The organism is Pantoea sp. EA-12 (assembly GCF_030053355.1).
GTDB classification, from domain to species: Bacteria; Pseudomonadota; Gammaproteobacteria; order Enterobacterales; family Enterobacteriaceae; genus Pantoea; species Pantoea vagans_C.
In genome coordinates this window covers 55,304-76,359 of sequence record NZ_JASGBY010000014.1, presented here as the reverse complement: position 1 = coordinate 76,359, position 21,056 = coordinate 55,304, and the positions used below count along the sequence as shown (strand labels likewise).

Below are 21,056 nucleotides of genomic sequence, written 5' to 3'. Positions count from 1 at the left end.
CTCCCGTCAAATGCTCATTTACGGCCTGTAAACTCCGCTTTGCCGGGAACTTTTCGCCTTGCCTCCGCCACGCTCGCAACGGCTCTCGCTTGAGGCCAGGCCTGAACGTACGGCTGGGGATTTAACCCTTTTTCGCCTTATCCAGCATCGCGCGTAATCCAGCGACTCGCGACTGGCCGGTCTTCATGCGCTCTTCCGCGCTCACCACTTTTTTCTCGTGCTCCCACACCACATCATCCTGCGGTAGCTCCAGCAGGAAACGACTCGGCTCCGGGCGCACCAGCTCACCATACTGACGGCGCTCGCGGCACAGGGTAAACGTCAGCTCTTTCTGCGCACGGGTAATGCCTACGTACGCCAAACGACGCTCTTCTTCGATGTTGTTCTCGTCGATGCTGCTTTGATGCGGCAATAGCCCCTCTTCCATACCGACCAGATACACATACGGGAACTCCAGTCCTTTCGAGGCGTGCAGCGTCATCAGCTGCACCTGATCGCTCTCTTCGTCACTTTCACCGCGTTCCATCATGTCACGCAGCGTAAAACGGGTGACCACCTGCGCCAGCGTCATCGGCTCATTCAGCTCGTCACCTTCCAGCATTTCCGTCATCCACTGGAACAGCGTGTTGACGTTCTTCATGCGCATTTCAGCCGCTTTAGGGCTTGGTGAGGTTTCAAACAACCAGCTTTCGTAGTCGACACCGCGAATCAGGTCACGCACGGCATTCACCGGTTCACGCTCGGTCAGTTGGATAATGTCATTCAGCCAGTGTGTAAACCGCTGCAAGTGCTCAAGACCGCGTCCACTCAGCGTCTGCTCCAGTCCCATATCGAAACTGGCATTGAACAAACTCTTACTGCGCAGATTGGCCCACTCACCCAGCTTTTGCAGCGTGGCGGGGCCAATTTCACGGCGCGGCGTGTTGACGATACGCAAGAAGGCGCTGTCATCTTCCTGATTCGTCAGTACTCGCAGATAAGCGAGCAAATCTTTAATTTCCGGGCGCGAGAAGAACGAGGTGCCGCCAGAGATACGATAGGGAATACGGTTCTGCATCAGCTGCTTTTCAAACACGCGCGACTGATGGTTGCCACGATAGAGGATCGCGTAATCTTTGTAGGCGGTCTTATTGATGAAGTGGTGGGCAATCAGCTCCCCCGCGACACGCTCCGCCTCATGATCCTCATTGTTGGCACTCAGCACTTTCAATTCGCTGCCTTGCCCCAGTTCGGAAAACAATCGCTTCTCAAACACGTGCGGGTTGTTGGCAATCAGGATATTGGCAGACTTCAGAATGCGTTGCGTCGAGCGGTAGTTTTGCTCCAGCTTCACCACTTCCAGCGCAGGGAAATCCTCTTTTAATAACACCAGATTTTGTGGACGCGCACCGCGCCATGAGTAGATCGATTGGTCATCATCACCCACCACGGTAAAGCGCGCACGGCTGCCGACCAGCAGCTTGACCAGCTCATATTGACTGGTGTTGGTGTCCTGATATTCATCCACCAGCAAGTAGCGAATGCGCTGCTGCCAGCGTTCGCGCACTTCCTGGTTGCGTTGCAGCAGCAGCGTAGGCAGCGCAATTAAATCATCGAAATCCAGCACGTTGCAGGATTTCAGGTGCTGATCGTACAGCTGGTAGCAATGGGCGAAAATCTGGTCACGCTGCGATTTCGCCAGCCCTGCTGCACCCTGCGGATCCACCAGGTCATTCTTCCAGTTGGAGATAGTGGAGATTAGCTGCTGTAACAGGGTTTTGTCCTCTTCCAGCCACTGCTGGGTGAGGTCTTTCAACAGTGCCAGCTGATCCTGGTCGTCGAACAGTGAGAAACTGGCTTTCATCCCCAGCGCTTTATATTCGCGTTTGATGATCTCCAGACCCAATGTATGGAATGTCGAAATCATCAGGCCGCGCGCCTCTTTACGCCCCAGCGTTTGTGCCACACGCTCTTTCATCTCACGCGAGGCTTTATTGGTAAAGGTCACCGCCGCGATGTGCCGAGCCTGATAGCCGCATTCGCGGATCAGGTGGGCGATTTTATTGGTGATAACACGGGTTTTACCTGAGCCCGCACCGGCCAGCACCAGGCAAGGACCGGTGACGAATTCGACAGCACGTTGTTGGCCGGGGTTTAAACGCATAACGGAATTTCACTCAGTTGTATCAGAAGAATGGGGAACAAAAAGCCTGCCGCTATCCCGTAGGATGTGCATTCATGCGCACCTCACTACCAGGTCGCCAAAAATGGCGACCCTACAGCAGAGAGCAGCCGCATTAGGCTATAATGCGCCGGACATTATACATACATACAGAGACTCCATCATGGCGAAAACCGCGGCGGCTTTACACATCCTCGTCAAGGATGAAGCGCAGGCCAAATCCTTGCTGGCACAGCTGGAGAAAGGCGCAAACTTTCAGCAGCTGGCTAAAAAACACTCCACTTGCCCTTCGGGCCGCAACGGTGGCGATTTAGGGGAATTTCGTAAAGGGCAGATGGTCCCCGCCTTTGATAAAGCGGTCTTCTCCTGCCCGCTGCTGCAACCTTACGGACCGGTGAAAACCGCTTTCGGCTACCACATCATCAAAGTGCTGTGGCGTAACTGATCACTTTTTACTTTTCATCTGCTGCAACACGTTACTGCACTGATTCGCATCCGTATCGCTGGGCGAAATCAGTGCCAGCAGCGCCGCAGCCGGTGCCACCACGGCACCCAGCGCAACGGCTGCCGCACCGCGCGCAATCAACGGCCCCGCTTTCACACCCGCATCAGGATTTTTAAAGGTGCCGCGCACATAGAGCGGCGAACGCAAGGTGATAATACGAATGCCTTTGCTCTCCGGGTTAATCGACAAATCCATCCGCTCATTGGCGAAGTTGACGTTGCCGGTGACGTTGATCACCGCATTTTCGGTATCCAGCACAAACACCTTCGGTGTGGCCAGGCCCTGACGGATATTCAGATCGGTGGCCGCGCAGTTGATGCGCACTTCATCATCACCGAACAGCTTACCGACCACATAATTGCCGACGTTTAATCCGGCAATCTCCATCAGGCTGCGGCTGATCAAGCCATCGTTCATCAACAACTTCAGCTCGCCGTTACTGGTACCCAGCAAATCCGCCACCGAATTCCCGGTACCGCTCAGGGTCGCATCACCATTCAACTGCCCCAGGCTACGCTGCATCGCGGTAACATCCGGGAACAGCTGACGCAATTGCAATTTACGCGCGTGTAAATCAGCTCGACCGCGCATCGGACTTTTATCCCCTTCCAGATGCAAGGTGGAATTGATACTGCCGCCCGCCATGCCAAAGCGCAGCGGATCTAACAGTAGATCGCCGTTCTTCAATTGAAGATGGGTGTAGAGATCGCTGAGCGGCAGCTTGCTGCTGTGTTCGATGCGTTTGCCGCTGAACTTCACATCGGCATCCATCACATCCCAGCTTTTGGTATCGAACTTGTCATGTGGCAGCACACGGTCCGCCGGTTGCGTTGAGGCGTCGCCGCGCTGTGCTTTGGCCTGCTGGGTTTTCTCACTGCCTTTGCCTGAGTTAACCCCGATCAGCGGCCCTAAATCCGCCATACGCAGCTGATTCGAGCTCAGCTCACCGGTCAGGGTCGGGCGCGGTTTTGCCTGACGATAGGTCAACGAGCCATGAATATCACTATCACCAATATGGCCGTTAAACTTCTCATACTGGAACAGCGGCCCTTTTTCCTCATTAAAGCGCGCAATCAGGTGACCATCAGTTTCATACGGCGGCGTATCCGGCAGCAGCACGCCGGTCAAACCATACAAATTCGCCAGGGTGTCGCCAGAAAAACGCAGGCGCACATCTAAGCCACCGAGGTTGAGCGGATCCTGCAGGGTGCCATCAACACGCACCCGCGTCGTGCCGTTACGCACATCGACCTGCAGCGGGAAAGGGGTCGTTTTGCTGCGCAGCGATAGCATGCCGCCAATTTTGCCCTCCCCCTCCAGCTTCTGGTTGTTATAGGTACCGTTTGCCTGCCAGCCGAAAACAAAATCACCCGCGCCTTTTTGCTGATCGTTACCGCCAGCGACTTGAGCATAAGGCAGCGGCTTACCCAACGGGTTGATAGTGACTGTGACATCGGCCTTATTGATGGCATCGCGATAGCGCACTTCCCCCTTGTCAAACAGGATGTTATCGAGACGGAATGACCAGGCTGAAGGCGGTGCGTTGGCATCGCTATTAGCACTACTGGCTAAGTTGAAGGTCCAGTTATTCTTTTTATCGGCGGTTTGTACCAAGCGTGCGTCCGGCAACTGCAACTTGATCCACGGCAGATAAACCTCATGATGCAGCAATGCCAGCGGCGCAAGCGTGGCTTCAACGCGCTGCAAGTGCACCATGGTGACATCGGGAATATTGGGAGGGTTACCGAGCATAATGTCATCGGCATGCACCTGCGGCCATGGCACCCAACTGCGCCAGCCAGGCTCTTCGCGATTGCGCACCCAGGCAACGCCCAGGTCGCCGCGAATGGCGAAAGGTCGATTCAGTTCAGCCGAGACTTTTTGGTTGATAGTCGGTTTGAGGCGGTTCCAGTCGAAGGTGGCGATAATCACCACGACCACCACAATCAGTAATAATAAAATCCCGAAAACCCAACTCAGGATCTTTCCTGTGCGTGACATTATGCTTCCTCCTTGCCCTTCCACGTCTCAACTAACTGTAGTCGAGACGTCACGGAACGGGATCAGGGAAGCTCAAGTGCCATATTTTCCAGTTCGCTGAACGGAACCGGGCGCGAGAAGAAATAGCCCTGCGCGGCCATAGCGGGCGAATTCTGCACCTGCTGCCATTCCTCTTCGGTTTCAACGCCTTCCACGATCACACCGTTGCAATAACGGTTGATGAGCGCCAGTAACATCGAAAACAGTGAGCGACCTTCATCGGTTGAACGCAGCAGCATAAACAGCTCGCGAGACAGCTTAATATAGTCATAGCGCAGTTCGGTGAGCGCAGAGAAGTTCGCCATGCCAGATCCAAAGTCATCCAGCCACAACGGCCCAAGCTCGGGCATCTTCGCCACCATCTCCTCCTGCGGCAGCGCATGGTGTTCGGTCAGTTCGAAGCGCATCCACGGCAGTTCAGAGATTAATTCACGAATCCCAGCATGTTGCTGTATTGCCATCAACGTCGGGCCATCGATATTAACGGACGCCACCAACTGACGCTGGGTGAAAAAGTGTGACCACTGTAATAACAGCTCAAGCTGCTCCTCGACGACGTCGAGACGCTGCGCGATATTCAGCGCATCAAAATAGGTTTCGGGCGACAACCTTTTCTCTGGTGCGGAGGGATGAGTCACCGCAGTCAGTAATTCAATGGCCAGTAAACGGCCGGAGACCTGGTAGATCGGCTGGAAAGTATAGAATCGTTGGCACTGCTGCCAGAAGAGACGCGTTTCCTGTTGTTGCTCCAGTTCAATTGAAATAGGCAGCCGATGACTTAAATTATTCATCACCATGGTTTTTTCCTGGTTGGTGGTGGGTGCCTGCAAATAACATCCCAGCGGCAAGTATCGGCTATCAACGGGATAACTTTATGTGTCTCAGCAACCACACGAGCAGTTGAGTGTATCAGCGCGTGTCAGGCTTAATCGGCAAAACAAACGGCGCTTTGGCCGCTAAATCACCGTTGACGGGGCCATTCACCACCTTAAGCTAAATTAAAACATCGTTTTAAAAACCATTGACAGCTGCCATACCAGGCGCGAGACTCGTCAGCAGAATTCACTACAGGTTAAAGATCATGACGCAGAAGACCATCGCCATCATTGGCGAATGTATGATTGAGCTGTCTGAAAAGGGTGAGAACATCAAACGCGGTTTTGGCGGTGATACGCTGAATACCGCGGTCTATCTGGCGCGTCAGTCAGATAGCCAGCAGTTACGGGTAGATTATGTCACCGCACTCGGCACCGACAGTTTCAGCGATCAGATGATCGCCGCCTGGCAGCAAGAGCAGGTGCAAACCCAGCTGATTCAGCGCCTCGATAACAAAATGCCGGGCCTGTACTTCATTGAAACCGACGAACATGGCGAACGTACCTTCTGGTACTGGCGCAACGATGCGGCCGCACGTTTTTGGCTGGATAGTCCGGAATCTGAGGCGATCTGCCAGCAACTCGCCCATTACGATTACCTCTATCTCAGCGGAATTAGTCTGGCGATCCTGCCTGCGGCCAGCCGCGAGAAGCTGATGACGTTGCTCAGCGCCTGCCGTCAAAACGGCGGCAAAGTGATTTTCGATAACAACTACCGTCCGCGCCTGTGGGCTGACCAAGCCAGCGCACAGCAGGCGTACGCTGAGATGCTGCGACACACCGACATGGCCTTCCTGACGCTTGACGATGAACATCTGCTATGGGGCGAACAGCCGCTGGAAGCGGTGATTACGCGAACGCGTGAGGCTGGCGTGCAGGAGATCGCCATTAAACGCGGTGCCGATTCTTGCTTAGTAGCGATAGGCGACGATGCCCTGTGCGAAGTGCCGGCGATTAAGTTGGCAAAAGAAAAAGTGATCGATACCACTGCCGCAGGCGATTCGTTTAGCGCCGGTTACCTGGCGGTGCGTTTAGCCGGTGGAAGCGCGGAAGATGCCGCAGCGCGTGGTCATCTCACCGCCAGTACGGTGATTCAGCATCGTGGCGCAATTATCCCGCTGGAGGCCATGCCGCATCATCCATAAAACCGCTACTGTTGGTAGGGGCGTGCCTTGGCGCGCCCGATGGCGGCAACGTGCGGCCTAAAGGCCGCACCCTACAAAATCCTTCGCGGCGCAATCTATTGCGCGATACATCGCGCCGCGACCAAATTGATCCGCGCCCCTGAAAAAATCATTAACCCGACTTACCGAAGCCACAGGGAAATTTGCATTATCAACGCATTTTTCACTGCTAATTTTCATCATCATCGCCACTCATCCCCATCCGACAGATAACCCTCACAACCACTTCAGCCTCACTAATAAGATCAATTTAAATTCAATCAATTACGGCAAGAAAACGGGCCGCCAGGCATAGTCCGAAACTGATGAAATCGGCGGTTTTCGGCTGGACGCCAGCGGGAAAACAGACCATGTTTTAATCAATAACAGCAGGACGCTGTTACTCCGGCCGCGAACAGAATAACGACAACATGACTCGCTCAGGACTGATTGTATGCACACAGAAATTATTAATATCTGGCCGCACGGTGATGCGCCAGGCGCGAGCGATTCGCGCGCTCAACCGCAAATCGTCGATCTTGCGAAAGAATATGAACCCTATGACCGCGCCGCCACCGGTGTGCGTTGCCCGGAGATGGCAATCTGGCATCCGGAAACCTCCAACGGGATTACGCTGCTGGTTGCGCCTGGCGGGGGCTATCAGCGGGTACTGATTGACCGTGAAGGCAGCGCGCTCGCCACCTTCTTCACCTCAATGGGTTACACATTGGCGGTGATGACCTATCGCCTGCCCTATGATGGTCATCATGAAGGACCAGATGCACCGCTGGCCGATGCGCAGCGTGCGGTGCGCGTGCTGCGAGATCGTGCGCAGCGCGGCATGAATGGCAAATATATTGTGATGATGGGCTTCTCTGCCGGGGGACATGTGGCCGCCAGCCTGGGCACGCGCTTTGCCGAGAAGGTCTACCCGGTTCAGGATCAGGCCGACAGCTTCTCACCGCGCCCGGATGCGATGGTGCTGCTTTATCCGGTAATCAGCATGCGTGACGGGCTGGCGCACGAAAGCTCGCGCACCCGCTTGCTCGGCGCGTGGCCTGATCAGAAGCTGATTGAAGCCTATTCACTGGAAACGCGTGTGCATGCGCAAACGCCACCCACGCTGCTGATTCACGCCACTGATGATGAGTCGGTTTCCGTGAATAACAGCATGGTGTTCTTTAGCGCGCTGCGGGAGCACAAAGTGCCGGTGGAGATTCACTTCTATCAGAAAGGCGGCCACGGATTTGGCATCCGGGGCGTGGCGGATCTACCGCTAGCCAGCTGGCCGATGCTAGTGACAGAATGGTTAAGAGCAAAGACATAGGGTGCCCTTTGTGACAACACGCACTGAAGCTGATGAGCAGGCTGGGGCCGCTTCGGGGCAGGCATCCGCAGCGCTGAACGGAGTGAGTCTGCCAGGAGAGCCCGCAGGACGCGGGCGAAAGGTGGCGCTGGAACATGGATGTTCCATCGGCACCGGTCCGTTAAGGCAGACGAATGAAGTGAAGGCACCGCGAGAGCGGCGCGAGGACCGCCAGCCCAGAAGCGGCCCCAGACAGCGTTATCGTCAGTCGCTTAACTGACAAGCATTACGCCATAAATAGCGACCCTACGACGATCACGCGGTTTCGTAGGGTGCGCATTTAGGTACAACCGGGCATCACACCTTACTGGTGGGTCATGACGACGGTTGCGCCGGGTCAGTGGCGCTCGCGCTGCCATTACTTTCCGGTTTGGCATCATCTGGCGCAGCCGGTGCGGCAGACGCATTGGGCACCTTCATCACCTTGTCCCAACTGTCCTGCAGCATCTTCACGTTGGTTTCCGGTTCGCCCTGCGGCTGAATCAGCACCATCGTCAGTTCCTGCGTCAGCTGCTGGCGCAGTTCCTGGTTAAGCTGATCACGTGTCAATTCGCTGAGAAACGCCTGGCGCAGTTTCTGGTACTGCTCCGGTGCGATATCCACCACCGCATTCTGCTGTGATCGCAAACGCTGCCCCATCAGAATATCGGTATCGGTACGTGCGTAAGTGGCGAACAGCTTGTTCAGCTCTAACAGCTTTTGCGCCATCAGCGCATCAAACTCTTCCTGCGGTAAGCCTTTATCACGCACCACCGCCAACTCTTTCGCCACCTGATTCATGTTCTGCGCCAGCGAGGCATTAGGGCTGTCCATATTAATGGAACACTGTGCACGCTGGTACAGCACACGGCAGTCAAAACCGACCTGGACGTTCTGCGCTTTGCTGTCCGCCAGCGAGCGCTGCACATGCCAGAACAGGGCTTCACGCGCCAGATCGCTCTGCCAGTAATGTTGCAGATTTTGCGAGTCGCGAATCGGTTGCCACGGCGTATCCCACACCAAAGACAGACGATCCTGGTTCATACCGCCGTTCACCAGGTTAACCGCCTGATGCGGCAGCGGTGACAGCGTCGGCAGTGCAGCCGGGGCCACGCGCTTGCCCTTCAGCGGTGAGAACGCTTTATTGATTTGCTCGGCCATGCTGCGACTATCCACGTTGCCCACCACGTACAGCGTCATGCCATCCGGGGTGTACCACTGCTGATAGAAGCTATTCAGTTGAGCGATATCTACCGGTGCACGCGGCTGTTCGCCAGGATCGTGCGCCAGCATCGCTGAGCCTTTCAAACGATAACGCCACCACACGTCTTGGGTGTTAGGTGGCCAGGTGGCAATCGGGTCGGTCGCGGTTAACGCGGTCGAGATCACCTGCTCATTAATGGTCATTTTGCCTGCGGTCGCCGCCAGCCAGCTCAGCGCTTCTTTCAGCAGCTCAGGGCGGTTATTTGGCAAACTCAGGTTGTATTGGGTGTAATCGTATGACGATATCGCCGGTGGCAGCGGTCGCTGCGGGTCCATCGCCTGCTGCCACAGTGCGCGTTGCTGGTTGGTGTCCAACGCGGCGTTGTGTACCATCGCCATACGTGGAATCAAGTGGCTGAAGCCCGTTTGCTGCGCGCTCTCCACCAGCGAGCCGGTGTTAACGATCAGGCGCAACTCAATGCGATCGCTCGGACGCTGTGGCGTTGTCAGAAGCTGCCAGCTAAAACCATTGTCCAGTTTACCTTCCTGCCAGGCGGGATCGGGCTGGAGTGTTTCAGCGTGTGCGCCAAAGCCGGATGCCGCAAGGATCAATCCGCCAACCAAAAGCCGAATTCTGGTGCCCTGCATGTGAACCCCTACTCAAACAGATCAACGCTCGTTATCGCGACATAAACGGTCACAACAGGGGTGACCGACGCGGCATTTCGCCGCCACGTTTATTGAAGAACAGACTCTTTGACCACAGGATGGTCAGGATGTCGCGCAACGAGGTAAAAAATCGGGAAAAAAATCAATGGGGTTTATTATGCAAATGCCCGCTGTCAGGGCAAGCGACAGCGGGCATTTCTCGGGAAATTAACGCAATTAGCCGATTAGATGCTGGTTTGTGATGCGTTATTCACCTTTTTCGCTGAAGAAAGCGTCGCTTTCATCTGCTCTTCATCCAACTGACCGACCCACTTCGCCACGACAACGGTCGCCACGCCGTTACCCACCAGGTTAGTCAGTGCACGCGCTTCGGACATAAAGCGGTCGATACCGAGAATCAGCGCCAGACCCGCCACCGGCAGATGTCCCACTGCAGACAAGGTCGCTGCCAACACGATAAAGCCACTGCCGGTCACACCCGCAGCCCCTTTAGAGGAGAGCAGCAGCACCACCAATAACGTGATCTGATGGAAGATATCCATATGCGCGTTGGTGGCCTGAGCGATAAACACTGCCGCCATCGTGAGGTAGATCGAGGTACCATCCAGGTTGAATGAGTAGCCGGTCGGGATAACTAACCCCACCACCGACTTCTTACAACCCAGCTTCTCCATCTTATCCAGCATGCGAGGCAGCGCGGATTCCGAAGAAGAAGTACCCAGCACAATCAGCAGCTCTTCTTTGATGTAAGCGACGAACTTGAAGATATTGAAGCCCGCCCAACGCGCAATCAGCCCCAGCACCACCACCACAAACAGCACACAGGTAATGTAGAAGCAGATAATCAGCTGCCCCAACTGCACCAGTGAACCGACGCCGTATTTACCGATGGTAAAGGCCATGGCACCGAAAGCACCGATTGGCGCGAGGCGCATAATCATGTTGATCACGCCGAAGATCACTTTCGAGAAGCTCTCAATGACGTTGAACATCACGGTACCGGCGTTACCCAGGCGATGCAGGGCAAAACCAAACAGAATAGCGAACAGCAGCACCTGCAGGATGTTCCCGCTGGCAAAGGCGCCAATCACGCTATTCGGGATGATATCCAACAAGAAGGCGATAACACCCTGCTCTTGCGCCTGCTGGGCGTAAACCGCCACGGCTTTGGCGTCGAGCGTTGCCGGGTCAACGTTCATGCCCGCACCCGGCTGCACCACGTTAACCACGACCAGACCGATAATCAGCGCGATGGTGCTGACCACTTCAAAATAGAGCAGCGCAACGGCGCCCGTACGTCCAACGGCTTTCATGCTCTCCATGCCGGCAATACCGGTCACCACCGTACAGAAAATCACGGGGGCGATGATCATCTTGATCAGCTTAACGAAACCATCACCAAGCGGCTTCATTTGCGCGCCTAACTCAGGATAGTAGTGGCCCAACAGGACGCCGATGCCGATGGCAACCAGCACCTGAAAGTAGAGGCTTTTGAACAGTTTCATAACAGGTGTCCAGGTATAGACGGAATTCACCGCCGTTATTATGGAGAACGCATGCGGCAAGCCGCCTGGAAGCGAAAAACCTTACCGATTGCGGGAAAATAACACCCCGTTAACAGGATTAATATACCCTTACATTCCTTACAAAAGTTACAAAACTCTAACTATGAACTGAAACGCTTCAGCACACGGTAAATCAGCGTTTTATCAAGGAAAATCAATTAATCAGGTGATTATTCAGGATGTGACGATGGCGTAAGCCAGCGTTGATTAAAGATGTGTAAAGGCAAGGCTTCTGCGTATAAGTAGCCTTGCCCTATGGTAATTCCGCGCGCCAGTAGCCAGTCACGCTGCTCTTCCGTTTCAACACCTTCGGCAATCACGTCAAGGTGAATGATGTCGGCAATCGCTGACACAATACGCACCATGGTGTCGTCATCGGGCAGTGCGGCAACGAAGCTGCGATCCATCTTCAGCTTGTTCACTGGTAGTGCTTTAAATTGATGCAGATAGTTGAGATTCGAGTAACCCATACCGAAGTCGTCGAGCGCTACTGCCACGCCGGTTTGCTGCAACGCACGCAGCAGGGATATCGCCTGCTCAGCATCACCAATTTGCGCGGTTTCCGTAATCTCCAGCACAAAATTACCCGGAGAAATGCGATGGCGCTCCAGCAGCCCCTGCAAATGGCTCACCATGCTGGCATCCCGCAACTGCACGGCGGAAATATTGACGCTCAGTGGGATATTAATGCCTTGCTTCTGCCAGGCGGCGAGAATGCGGCAGGCTTCTTCAAATACCCAGCGGCCTATCGCCGAAATCACGCCAATCTCTTCGGCGCTGGCGATAAACTCTTCTGATAATCCGTAACTGCCATCCGGCATACGCATGCGCAGCAGCGCTTCGGCACCGGCCAGCTCACCGGTTTCCATATTGATTTGCGGCTGCAGATAGAGTGCAAACTCATCGTCCTGTAAGCCCTGCAAGATATCGTGCTCCTGCGTCAGACGTTTTTGCGCCCGTTCAGTCAGTGCCGGGTCAAAGAACAGAATCTGGTTTTTACCCTGATGACGCGCCGACATCATGGCGGAGGTGGCGCGATCAAGCTGCTCGCCCGCGCTGACGACGCTATCGTCATACAGCGCCAGACCAATACTGGCATTGGGACGCAACTGCAATTGATGCAGATTGACAGGCTGATTGATGCGGATCATCAGGTTGCGTGCCAGCCGCATCGCCCGGAACGGATTGTGGGCGCGCTTCATCAATAGCGCAAAATCGCTCGGTCCGGTTTGCGCCAGCAAAGTGTGATCGTCCACGGTGCTGCGAATTTTTTCCACCAGCGTCAGCATCAGGGTATCGCGCTGCTCATCGCTAAGGACGCCGTTGGCTTCCTGTAAGGTTTCAATGCGAATCACCATCAAGCCCCATGGCTGACGACGATGGCGATGGCTGGCATGCTGATCGAGCAGAGCCAGGAACAGTGCGCGATTGGGCAAGTCGGTGACGGCAAAATGGGTGGTCATGCGGCTCATTTCATCATGAATCGACTCCAGCACCTGCTGATTGCGGTTGTAGCTGCGGATCAGCATGCCGATTTCATCGTCACGATGATTGTGCGGCAAATCCAGTTTGTGGGTGAGAATGGCCTGCGGTGGTAGCTCCTGCAAGTCACGCGACAGGTTACGCAAAGGATGCACGATAAGGCGATTAATACACCAGCTGATGGCCACTGAGAGTATCAGTGCCAACAGCAAATAGGTGGTGATCATGGTCGAAAGCGTACTCAGCAGGAATTGATACACCCGAGAGGAGTCGGCCTGTAACACCAGATAAGCGATCGGCTTCGGCAAACCGGTTCGCTCAACAGAATAGAGCGGCAGGGTAATTTGCACCGGCAGCTCAAACAGACGCGCAACAAAGCGTGGGACTGGTTTTTCCGGTACGAAATCAGCATGCAGCGCCTGGAATGCGTTGGGCAATACCACATCCGCGCGAGACAAAATGCCGGCGGGTTTGAGGGTATTAAGGATGCGTTCCGCCTGCGGAATATCGCCTTTGAGTACCGCTTCAGACAGCGGCTGACGCACCGTGTGCGCGATATTCTCCATCTGCTGGGCGTAGTCAATCCTGCGCTGCTGCACAAAGTGGAATAACTGGATGACGATAAAAATGCTGATGGTCACCACTGCCACGGCGGACACCGTTGCCATCTGCTTTATCGTTAACGAGCGACTAACGCGCAACAAAACCTCTCCCGGCGTCTCACGCCGTGTCTTTAGATGAAATGCGCAGCGAGTATATCGCAGGTCAGTGATTTTTTGCGCCGGGATAAAGTCGAAAAGTGGTCGTGAGAGGCAGATAAGTGGGTGATTAGGAATTGTGCACCTGTCAACAACGTGCGGATATTGCAACGGTGCGCATCCATGCGCACCCCACGCGTTGTAAGGTCGGCATTGATGCCGACCGTTTTCATGCAAAAATTACTGCGGATACGCGACCCAATCTCCACCGTTGAGACGTATCCAGGGTTTACCCTGATACATCATCACCACGGCGTTATCGTTTTCTGACACCACTGGCGACTGCGGTAAATTATCTGCCAGCACCGACATATTCACGTTGGGCGCGTTAAACACCTGTCCATCGACGACGCGGGAAATAATCTCGGAAATCGCCAGCAAACTGGTCGGCGTATCAATGGTCAGCGGTTGGCCCTGATGTGGTGCCTTCATGCCAACAAACTTAATACCCACCGGCACATGGGTGATACTTGGGCTGGGGATATCGCGCAGGCCAGACATCTGCATCTTATCACCCTGCAGCGCAGCACCGTGTTCAGGCACCACCAGCACCATGACTCTACGACCGGATTTCTGCAAATTGGTCAGGAAAGTATCCAGCTGATCAAACAGCACTTTCGCGCGCGGCTGCCAGTCGGCGGTGCGGGTGCTGCCCAGTTCACGCGTGCCATCATGCAGCGGGATCAGGTTATAGAAAGTGGCACTGCGCGCATCGCTACTCTTGGTACGGTCATCAAGCCAGCGCTGCATCAGTTGCCCATCATTGAACACGGTCGAACCGTCAAAAGAGGTCAACTCCGGCGCAATACCTGCCTGCGACATCAGCGGTGCTTGCAAATTGCCTTCTTCGCGCAACTCTTTGAGATAGTTACCAAACACGCCGGTGTGATCCATCATCAGCTCTTGCTTAAAGCCGAGCTTCGCCAGGTTATCAAACAGATAGCAACGCTGATCGGTGGCTTTATACAAATTGCTGTGCGAGGTCTGGCCGCAGCTGGCACGCAGTAAACGAATCCCTGCCGGGCCGCTGTAACCGGTGGCGGAATTGTAATTGTTCAGCACGATATCAAAGTGCTTCCACAGTGGATGGTCACGCAATTGCGCTACATCCATGTCTGACCACGACAGGGAGCAGATATTGATCACCAGAATATCGAACGGTTGAGAATCCGCAGGCAAGGCATCCGGGAAGTGGGTGGCGCGTTGGCGTTCACTGTCGTAGAAGCGATTGAGCCACGAGGTCAAATTTGCACTGGTCGGCGGCGCCGATTGATCCAGGCCATCTGGCGCCTTGGTCGTAGAAGGCTTGTCACTCAGCGCCACTTCCGGCGTGGCGGCTTTGGTCGGCAGCAAATTCATCGCCGGACCGGCAATCGTCAGCACGTTCAACCAGATCAACATCAGCGATACCAAAACAGTTACGCGAATCCACTGGGCCACGAAAAGGTACAACACCAGCAGCACAAAGCCGGTGCCAATCATCTCCCAGTTAATGAAACGTTCAGCCAGATCGAGCAGATACGCCGCGGAGAAACCGGCCAACTGACCACCTTGGCTCATGATCGATTCAGGTCCTGGCAGCCAGGTATCATGCCAGAACAGCGCAAAGCCAATCGGCAGCGAAATCCAGTTTCTGATGCGATGCAAACGGCGAGACGGCAGCGGGAATAGCAGCCAGGCCAGAAACACCAGATTGCTCAGCGCATGAAAATTAAGATAGCCGTACCACAACAATCCAAATTTGATCAGGAAATAAAAGTTCCAGCCGCCAAGACCGCGCCACCACGAAGCGTGTAGCGTCGAAGGTTTAGTATCACTCATTACGCTTTGGTATCCGTTTTAGCGGGTTTGCGTTGCCACTGCCCTTCCGATTTCAGCGCGCGCGGCGGCAGCAAACGCATCAGCAAGCTGGTGCTGCTGCGCGGTAACCAGCGCACAAACAACGATTTCAGGAACAGCAAAATTAATAACAGCAGGATCGCCACCTGCACCCAATCCATCAGTGTCATCAGTGGCGATCTCCATCGAGGTTGAGAATAATCGGTTGGGGTGTTTGCGCACTGCGCATTTCAGCAACCGCCGTCGGATAGATCGGCGGTATCTCCACCGAAGCCATCTGCACTTCACGTTGTGCCACCGGGGTCAGCTGGCGAATCTTATGCACTTCCGACAGAATCTGATTGTCCTCAAACCACACCACGCGGTTACTGAACAACTCATCATGCGGCAGTGAGAAAATCGACTTCAGCGCAATATCCAGATCGTTAAAACGACAGGAGGATAAGAACAAATAAATGCGGTCATTAATCAACGTCACCAAATCACCGAAGCGGCGCGGTTTACACAACGTCAGAACCTGCTCCGGCTTCAACTGAGGGACGGGACGCAGCGCCACCATCAAACCTTTGTCATTTTCCGGCAGCAGCGTGTTGCCCATTAACTGCTGCACGGCGGTGCAGAAGTTCTCCAGCGGCAGATAGCCTTTCTGCTGGAGCGGTTGCAGCGCCTGCATCAATGCCGAGAGATTGGCCGGCACGTGACGGGTAAATTGCTGCCCCTGAATCCCCTCCAGCGTGGTGAGGAAACGAGATAAAGTGGCTGCCGTTGGCACAATGGCATTCACGCCGCAGGCCAGCAGCAGGCGTTCATCACTGTATCTAAGACTGGTACTGATTTCGCGTACTACAATCTTCAAGGTATTACCGCGTGAACGACGCAAACTGTGGACCATCTTCGCTAAGGTATTGATATCCTGATTGTGTGCCAGACTAAAAATGACAGTTGCCGCATTCGCCTGCTGAGCACGAGAGAACACCCCTTCATTGTCGCTAAACAGTTGCCACTGGCTGGACAGCGGCGGCGCACCTTCTAACACACCTTCCTGAGCAAGGAATTGATTTTCATCATTCAGGCTGAGCGGAATATGTTGTTCCGTTTCGTTGGCGGCACAAAATTGATTATCAGTGCAACTGAGTCGAATAGCGCGGTCCGCCAAAAGTTTGTCTGCGGAGTACCACCAGTTAATTCGGTATTGCCAGCTATCTTGTTGAAATTCTAAATGAGCGACACCATCAAGCTGGCGAAAATAACGCTGAAGATGATTACGCAAGTGAATAATTGCCGTACCCGAGGTGATCAATAGCAAGGTGATTTGTTTTTTGATTAACAATCGACACATGCGTTTAACCCATTGCGTCAGTTCATCCTCGGATAATTTACTCCATAGCGCGGCGTTGCTGTAAAACAGCACGAGGCCACTACGGCTATTCAATACGCGGGCAAAATCATTCTCAAGGTGCTGCAGGCTGGCTTTATTGGCCGGCAAAGAAAATAACGGGATACGCGCTGGGCCAGAGACAGGATCGGGAGTGAGCAGCGCTTGTGGCTTCTCATCTGCGCTGACCAGGGTTGCCGCCTGCTGATGGCTAACCACTTGACGCAGCAGTAATCTGGCATCTTCCTGACGCTGACTGGTGATCCAGTAAAACCCTGGTCTTTGTAGGGTAATTAATTCTTGCTGAACCTGTTGTAGGCCAAGCGCATAGAGATTTTTCATATTTGTTTCACGATCAGAACAATCCAGGCTAGTTTAATATAGACGACGACGATTGGAACTGCTGAAATAAATAAAAACCTGCGCAATCTCAAATCACATTGAAATTTGCATGGTGTCTGCTTTTCTTCCGGTCTAGACTTTACAAAAAATATAACCACCATTCCTCCTTTGCTGTTTTGAGTGGCAAGAAAGTAATGAAAACTGAGAATGCCTTTTCGCTGATCGCCTCCACCAGTGAGGATCAGGATGACATTAATGCGTTGAGCGAAGCCTTTTCTTTAAAGGCCTTTCGTTACATTGATATTGCCCGCGAAGAGCGACTCAATACTCTGCTCACGCGTTGGCCGCTGTTGCGTGAATTAACTGCCTTACAGGAACCTGAACGCTAATGCCGGTTATTGCCTTACAAGGATTGCGTGGTGGTTGCGGTGCAACCTCGCTCAGTGCGGCACTCGGCTGGGCGCTCAACGCCTTGCAGGAATCGGTGCTGGTGATTGATTTTTCTACGTCAAATCAACTGGCTGCCCACTTTAACCTGCCCCTTACACATTCGCAGGGCTGGGTGCCAGCCCTGCTGGAACAGCGGCCGTGGCAGCAGTGTGCGCAGCGTTATCAAACCGGGCTCGATTTTCTGCCGTTCGGCGCGCTAAGTCATCAGCAAACGTTAACCCTGCAAACGGCGGATGAGCATTTTGCTGCACCACTGCTTAACGCGCTCCCGGCCCTGAAAGCACATTATCGTTGGGTGATCCTCGACCTTCCGGCGGATCTGCTACCCTGGCAGCGATCTTTTGCCCATGCAGCCGATCGTCTGCTGCAAGTGCTATCGCTGGATGCCAACTGTCAGCTGCGTTTACATCATCCACGCTTCCTGCCGCACACCCTGTTTTTGATCAATCAGTTCAACGCCAACAGCCAGCTACAACAAGATCTGCATCAGCTGTGGCTGCGCACGCTGAAAAATCTCATTCCACAGGTGATTCATCGTGATGAAGCGCTGGCCGAGGCGCTAATGATGAAACAACCGGTGGGCGAATATCGCCCTCATGCGCTGGCGAGTGAGGAGATCAACACCCTGGCGAACTGGCTGCTGCTGAATGTTGCCGGTGGTCACGCGTGAATCCGTTACGCTGGCTTTTGGTTCCGCAGGCATGGCAGGCGTTGCAGCGTCGTGCGCGCACGGCACGTCAGCACGGTGCTGGGCGTTTAACCGTAGCACTGCACCTGCTGTGGTGTGTGCTGGCCTGGTCGCTGCTGCGTCTGGAAACACCGGGCTGGCAACGTATTCTGCAACAGCGTCAGCGCTACTATCCGCAAATCTCACCGCTGCGCCCGCGTCCGTTAGATGCGCTGCGCTACGCGTTGCAGAGCCTGTGGCTGCTGCTGCTGTTGCCACTCGACAATAGCGCCCGCAGTGAACGTAAACGCTTTAACGCCTTTGGCTCACTGTTCCGCTGGCGTCAGCAGTGTTATCAATGGCTGGGCAATCTGCCCGCAAGGGTCGCGAAAACCGGCCTGCATCTGCGTACTGAGCAGCAGCTGCAAAGGCTGCCCGTGCGCGTGCGCCAGTTGCTGTTTATCACCGCCGCGATTGTCGCCAGCCTGCTGGCGTTACTCTGTATTTCGCAGCCGTTTGGCATCACCACCCAGTTTGTGTTCGTGCTGCTGCTGTGGGGCCTGGCGATGATGGTGCGTCGTGTGCCGGGACGTCTCTCGACCATCATGCTGATTGTGTTATCGCTGACCATTTCCTGTCGCTATTTGTGGTGGCGCTATACCGAAACACTAAACTGGGACGATCCGCTGAGTCTGGTGTTTGGCTTGCTGCTGATTGGGGCCGAAACCTATTCGTGGTCAGTACTGATCCTGGGCTATTTCCAGACGTTGTGGCCACTCAATCGCCAGCCTGTGTCAATGCCGCCAGAAATTACCACCTGGCCAAGTGTCGATATCCTGGTGCCAACTTATAACGAGCCGCTGAGCGTGGTGAAACCGACCATCTACGCAGCCATGGGCATCGACTGGCCGCAGGACAAACTCAACATCTACATTCTTGATGACGGCACACGTGAAGAGTTCCGCGAGTTTGCCGCCAGTGTAGGCGTCAACTATGTGGTGCGTCCCACCCATGAACATGCCAAAGCAGGTAACATCAACCACGCGCTGAAAGTGGCCTGTCGCAGCGACTACGTGGCGATATTTGACTGCGACCACGTGCCGACGCGCTCCTTCCTGCAGATGACCATGGGCTGGTTCCTGAAAGATCACCGTCTGGCAATGCTGCAAACTCCGCATCACTTCTTCTCTCCTGACCCGTTTGAGCGCAACCTCGGCCGCTTCCGCCAGACGCCCAACGAAGGTTCACTGTTTTACGGCCTGGTGCAGGATGGTAACGACACCTGGGATGCCGCGTTCTTCTGCGGTTCCTGTGCCGTGTTGCGCCGCACCGCGATAGATGAGATTGGCGGCATTGCGGTAGAAACCGTGACCGAAGATGCGCATACCTCGTTGCGTCTGCATCGTCAGGGTTACACCTCGGCGTATATTCGTATTCCACAAGCCGCCGGGCTTGCGACCGAAAGTTTGTCTGCCCACATTGGTCAGCGTATCCGTTGGGCACGTGGCATGGTGCAGATTTTCCGTCTTGATAACCCGCTGTTTGGTAAAGGGTTAAAGCTGGTACAGCGCTTATGCTACGCCAACGCCATGCTGCACTTCCTCGCCGGGATTCCACGCCTGATCTTCCTGCTGGCCCCGCTGGCCTTCCTGCTGTGCCACGCCTACATCATCTACGCCCCCGCGCTGGCGATTGCGATTTACGTGCTGCCACATATGTTGCACACCAGCCTGACGAACTCGCGCATTCAGGGACGCTGGCGTCACTCGTTCTGGAGTGAAGTGTATGAAACCGTGCTGGCGTGGTACATCGCGCGTCCAACCACCGTGGCACTGTTTAACCCGCATAAAGGCAAGTTCAACGTCACCGCCAAAGGTGGACTGGTGGAAGAGCGCCATCTTGATTGGGTGATCACCAAGCCCTACATGATGCTGGTGCTGTTGAACATCGCAGGTATCGGCATGGCCTTCTGGCGCATGGCCTACGGCCCTGCCAACGAGATGCTCACCATCTGGGTCAGCCTGGTGTGGGTGGTGTACAACATGATTATCCTCGGGGGTGCCGTGGCCGTTTCGGTGGAAGCCCGCCAGATTCGTGAAGCACACCGCGTGGAGATTGCCATGCCTGCGGCTATTGCCCGTCAGGATGGCCATATGGTGCCCTGCACGCTACGTGACTACTCCGATGGCGGGGTGGGCGTTGAGCTGCGAGAAGCGGATGCCCTGAAGGAAGATGAGCCGGTCTGGCTGTTACTGCGCCGTGGTCAGCAGGAGTTCAGCTTCCCCTGCCAGGTACAGCGCGTATTTGGCCGCCGAGCCGGTATTCGCCTGCATCAGCTCTCGACTCGCCAGCATATTGAATTTATTCAGTGTACTTTCGCCCGCGCCGACACCTGGGCGCTATGGCAGGACGGCTTCCCGGAAGACAAACCGGTGCAAAGTCTCGCGGACATTATGGTGTTGGGCTTCAAAGGCTATCTGCGCCTGGCGGAGTATGGCCCTGCCCCGCTGCGCCGACTTTTCCGAGTAATGACAGCGTTAGTCAGCTGGCTGGCTTCACTGTTACCGCAGGGCATTAGCCACACCCCGGCGGCAATCAAAACCGATTTCACTTAAGT

The 21,056-nt window shown here is 54.8% G+C and carries 16 protein-coding genes; 7 read left to right on the top strand and 9 right to left on the bottom strand.

Features of this window, described 5'->3' with window-relative positions:
* Positions 1-121 precede the first annotated feature (121 nt).
* Entirely contained in the window at positions 122-2,143 is a 2,022-nt protein-coding gene (rep, locus tag QMZ30_RS19405) for a DNA helicase Rep (protein ID WP_058970338.1), read from the bottom strand.
* Between the two features lie 181 nt (positions 2,144-2,324).
* Between rep and ppiC the strand changes: the two genes are divergently transcribed.
* The gene (ppiC, locus tag QMZ30_RS19400; protein ID WP_034827827.1) at positions 2,325-2,606 is read left to right on the top strand and encodes a peptidylprolyl isomerase PpiC; all 282 of its coding nucleotides are present in this window, start codon (positions 2,325-2,327) and stop codon (positions 2,604-2,606) included.
* On the opposite strand, the gene QMZ30_RS19395 is transcribed toward ppiC, so the two are convergent.
* Positions 2,607-4,667 (bottom strand): AsmA family protein, encoded by a 2,061-nt coding sequence (locus QMZ30_RS19395; protein ID WP_283228635.1) that lies wholly within the window; start codon positions 4,665-4,667, stop codon positions 2,607-2,609.
* A gap of 62 nt (positions 4,668-4,729) precedes the next feature.
* Positions 4,730-5,503 (bottom strand): cyclic-guanylate-specific phosphodiesterase, encoded by a 774-nt coding sequence (gene pdeH, locus QMZ30_RS19390; protein WP_058970334.1) that lies wholly within the window; start codon positions 5,501-5,503, stop codon positions 4,730-4,732.
* A 284-nt stretch (positions 5,504-5,787) separates the two neighbouring features.
* On the opposite strand from pdeH, the gene kdgK reads away from it, so the two are divergent.
* The 3 genes from kdgK to QMZ30_RS19375 all read left to right on the top strand — a co-directional run bounded on the left by kdgK (position 5,788) and on the right by QMZ30_RS19375 (position 8,330).
* Positions 5,788-6,726, top strand: coding sequence for a 2-dehydro-3-deoxygluconokinase (kdgK, locus tag QMZ30_RS19385; protein WP_283228634.1), 939 nt, complete (start codon positions 5,788-5,790; stop codon positions 6,724-6,726).
* A gap of 472 nt (positions 6,727-7,198) precedes the next feature.
* On the top strand, positions 7,199-8,071 hold the full coding sequence (locus QMZ30_RS19380) for an alpha/beta hydrolase (RefSeq protein ID WP_283228633.1): 873 nt from the start codon (positions 7,199-7,201) through the stop codon (positions 8,069-8,071).
* A 10-nt stretch (positions 8,072-8,081) separates the two neighbouring features.
* Complete coding sequence (locus tag QMZ30_RS19375) at positions 8,082-8,330, top strand: hypothetical protein (protein ID WP_283228631.1); 249 nt, start codon at positions 8,082-8,084, stop codon at positions 8,328-8,330.
* A gap of 95 nt (positions 8,331-8,425) precedes the next feature.
* Here QMZ30_RS19375 and QMZ30_RS19370 read toward each other — a convergent pair whose 3' ends face one another.
* The 6 genes from QMZ30_RS19370 to bcsE all read right to left on the bottom strand — a co-directional run bounded on the left by QMZ30_RS19370 (position 8,426) and on the right by bcsE (position 17,322).
* Positions 8,426-9,940 carry a M16 family metallopeptidase gene (locus tag QMZ30_RS19370; RefSeq protein ID WP_283228630.1) on the bottom strand — a complete coding sequence of 505 codons (1,515 nt, stop codon included), beginning with the start codon at positions 9,938-9,940 and terminating at the stop codon, positions 8,426-8,428.
* Between the two features lie 245 nt (positions 9,941-10,185).
* Positions 10,186-11,466, bottom strand: coding sequence for a dicarboxylate/amino acid:cation symporter (locus QMZ30_RS19365; protein WP_039329177.1), 1,281 nt, complete (start codon positions 11,464-11,466; stop codon positions 10,186-10,188).
* 230 nt (positions 11,467-11,696) lie between these two features.
* Complete coding sequence (hmsP, locus tag QMZ30_RS19360) at positions 11,697-13,709, bottom strand: biofilm formation regulator HmsP (protein ID WP_283228671.1); 2,013 nt, start codon at positions 13,707-13,709, stop codon at positions 11,697-11,699.
* 237 nt (positions 13,710-13,946) lie between these two features.
* Entirely contained in the window at positions 13,947-15,587 is a 1,641-nt protein-coding gene (gene bcsG / locus QMZ30_RS19355; protein WP_283228629.1) for a cellulose biosynthesis protein BcsG, read from the bottom strand.
* Positions 15,587-15,775, bottom strand: coding sequence for a cellulose biosynthesis protein BcsF (bcsF, locus tag QMZ30_RS19350; protein WP_039329173.1), 189 nt, complete (start codon positions 15,773-15,775; stop codon positions 15,587-15,589). Before bcsF ends, bcsG begins: the two co-directional genes overlap by 1 nt.
* Positions 15,775-17,322: a cellulose biosynthesis protein BcsE gene (gene bcsE, locus QMZ30_RS19345; RefSeq protein WP_283228628.1), complete on the bottom strand. Its 1,548-nt coding sequence runs from the start codon at positions 17,320-17,322 to the stop codon at positions 15,775-15,777. Before bcsE ends, bcsF begins: the two co-directional genes overlap by 1 nt.
* A 194-nt stretch (positions 17,323-17,516) precedes the next feature.
* On the opposite strand from bcsE, the gene bcsR reads away from it, so the two are divergent.
* The 3 genes from bcsR to bcsA are packed head-to-tail and all read left to right on the top strand — an operon-like array spanning position 17,517 to position 21,054.
* On the top strand, positions 17,517-17,711 hold the full coding sequence (bcsR, locus tag QMZ30_RS19340; RefSeq protein WP_283228627.1) for a cellulose biosynthesis protein BcsR: 195 nt from the start codon (positions 17,517-17,519) through the stop codon (positions 17,709-17,711).
* On the top strand, positions 17,711-18,442 hold the full coding sequence (gene bcsQ / locus QMZ30_RS19335) for a cellulose biosynthesis protein BcsQ (protein WP_283228626.1): 732 nt from the start codon (positions 17,711-17,713) through the stop codon (positions 18,440-18,442). The genes bcsR and bcsQ overlap by 1 nt, the downstream gene beginning before the upstream one ends.
* Positions 18,439-21,054 carry a UDP-forming cellulose synthase catalytic subunit gene (gene bcsA, locus QMZ30_RS19330; protein WP_283228625.1) on the top strand — a complete coding sequence of 872 codons (2,616 nt, stop codon included), beginning with the start codon at positions 18,439-18,441 and terminating at the stop codon, positions 21,052-21,054. The genes bcsQ and bcsA overlap by 4 nt, the downstream gene beginning before the upstream one ends.
* The last annotated feature ends 2 nt before the right edge of the window (positions 21,055-21,056 follow it).

Coding starts and splice junctions, on each gene's coding strand:
- rep (WP_058970338.1), bottom strand. CDS start 2,143: ATGCGTTTAAACCCCGGCCAACAACGTGCTGTCGAATTCGTCACCGGT.
- ppiC (WP_034827827.1), top strand. CDS start 2,325: ATGGCGAAAACCGCGGCGGCTTTACACATCCTCGTCAAGGATGAAGCG.
- QMZ30_RS19395 (WP_283228635.1), bottom strand. CDS start 4,667: ATGTCACGCACAGGAAAGATCCTGAGTTGGGTTTTCGGGATTTTATTA.
- pdeH (WP_058970334.1), bottom strand. CDS start 5,503: ATGGTGATGAATAATTTAAGTCATCGGCTGCCTATTTCAATTGAACTG.
- kdgK (WP_283228634.1), top strand. CDS start 5,788: ATGACGCAGAAGACCATCGCCATCATTGGCGAATGTATGATTGAGCTG.
- QMZ30_RS19380 (WP_283228633.1), top strand. CDS start 7,199: ATGCACACAGAAATTATTAATATCTGGCCGCACGGTGATGCGCCAGGC.
- QMZ30_RS19370 (WP_283228630.1), bottom strand. CDS start 9,940: ATGCAGGGCACCAGAATTCGGCTTTTGGTTGGCGGATTGATCCTTGCG.
- QMZ30_RS19365 (WP_039329177.1), bottom strand. CDS start 11,466: ATGAAACTGTTCAAAAGCCTCTACTTTCAGGTGCTGGTTGCCATCGGC.
- bcsG (WP_283228629.1), bottom strand. CDS start 15,587: ATGAGTGATACTAAACCTTCGACGCTACACGCTTCGTGGTGGCGCGGT.
- bcsF (WP_039329173.1), bottom strand. CDS start 15,775: ATGACACTGATGGATTGGGTGCAGGTGGCGATCCTGCTGTTATTAATT.
- bcsE (WP_283228628.1), bottom strand. CDS start 17,322: ATGAAAAATCTCTATGCGCTTGGCCTACAACAGGTTCAGCAAGAATTA.
- bcsR (WP_283228627.1), top strand. CDS start 17,517: ATGAAAACTGAGAATGCCTTTTCGCTGATCGCCTCCACCAGTGAGGAT.
- bcsQ (WP_283228626.1), top strand. CDS start 17,711: ATGCCGGTTATTGCCTTACAAGGATTGCGTGGTGGTTGCGGTGCAACC.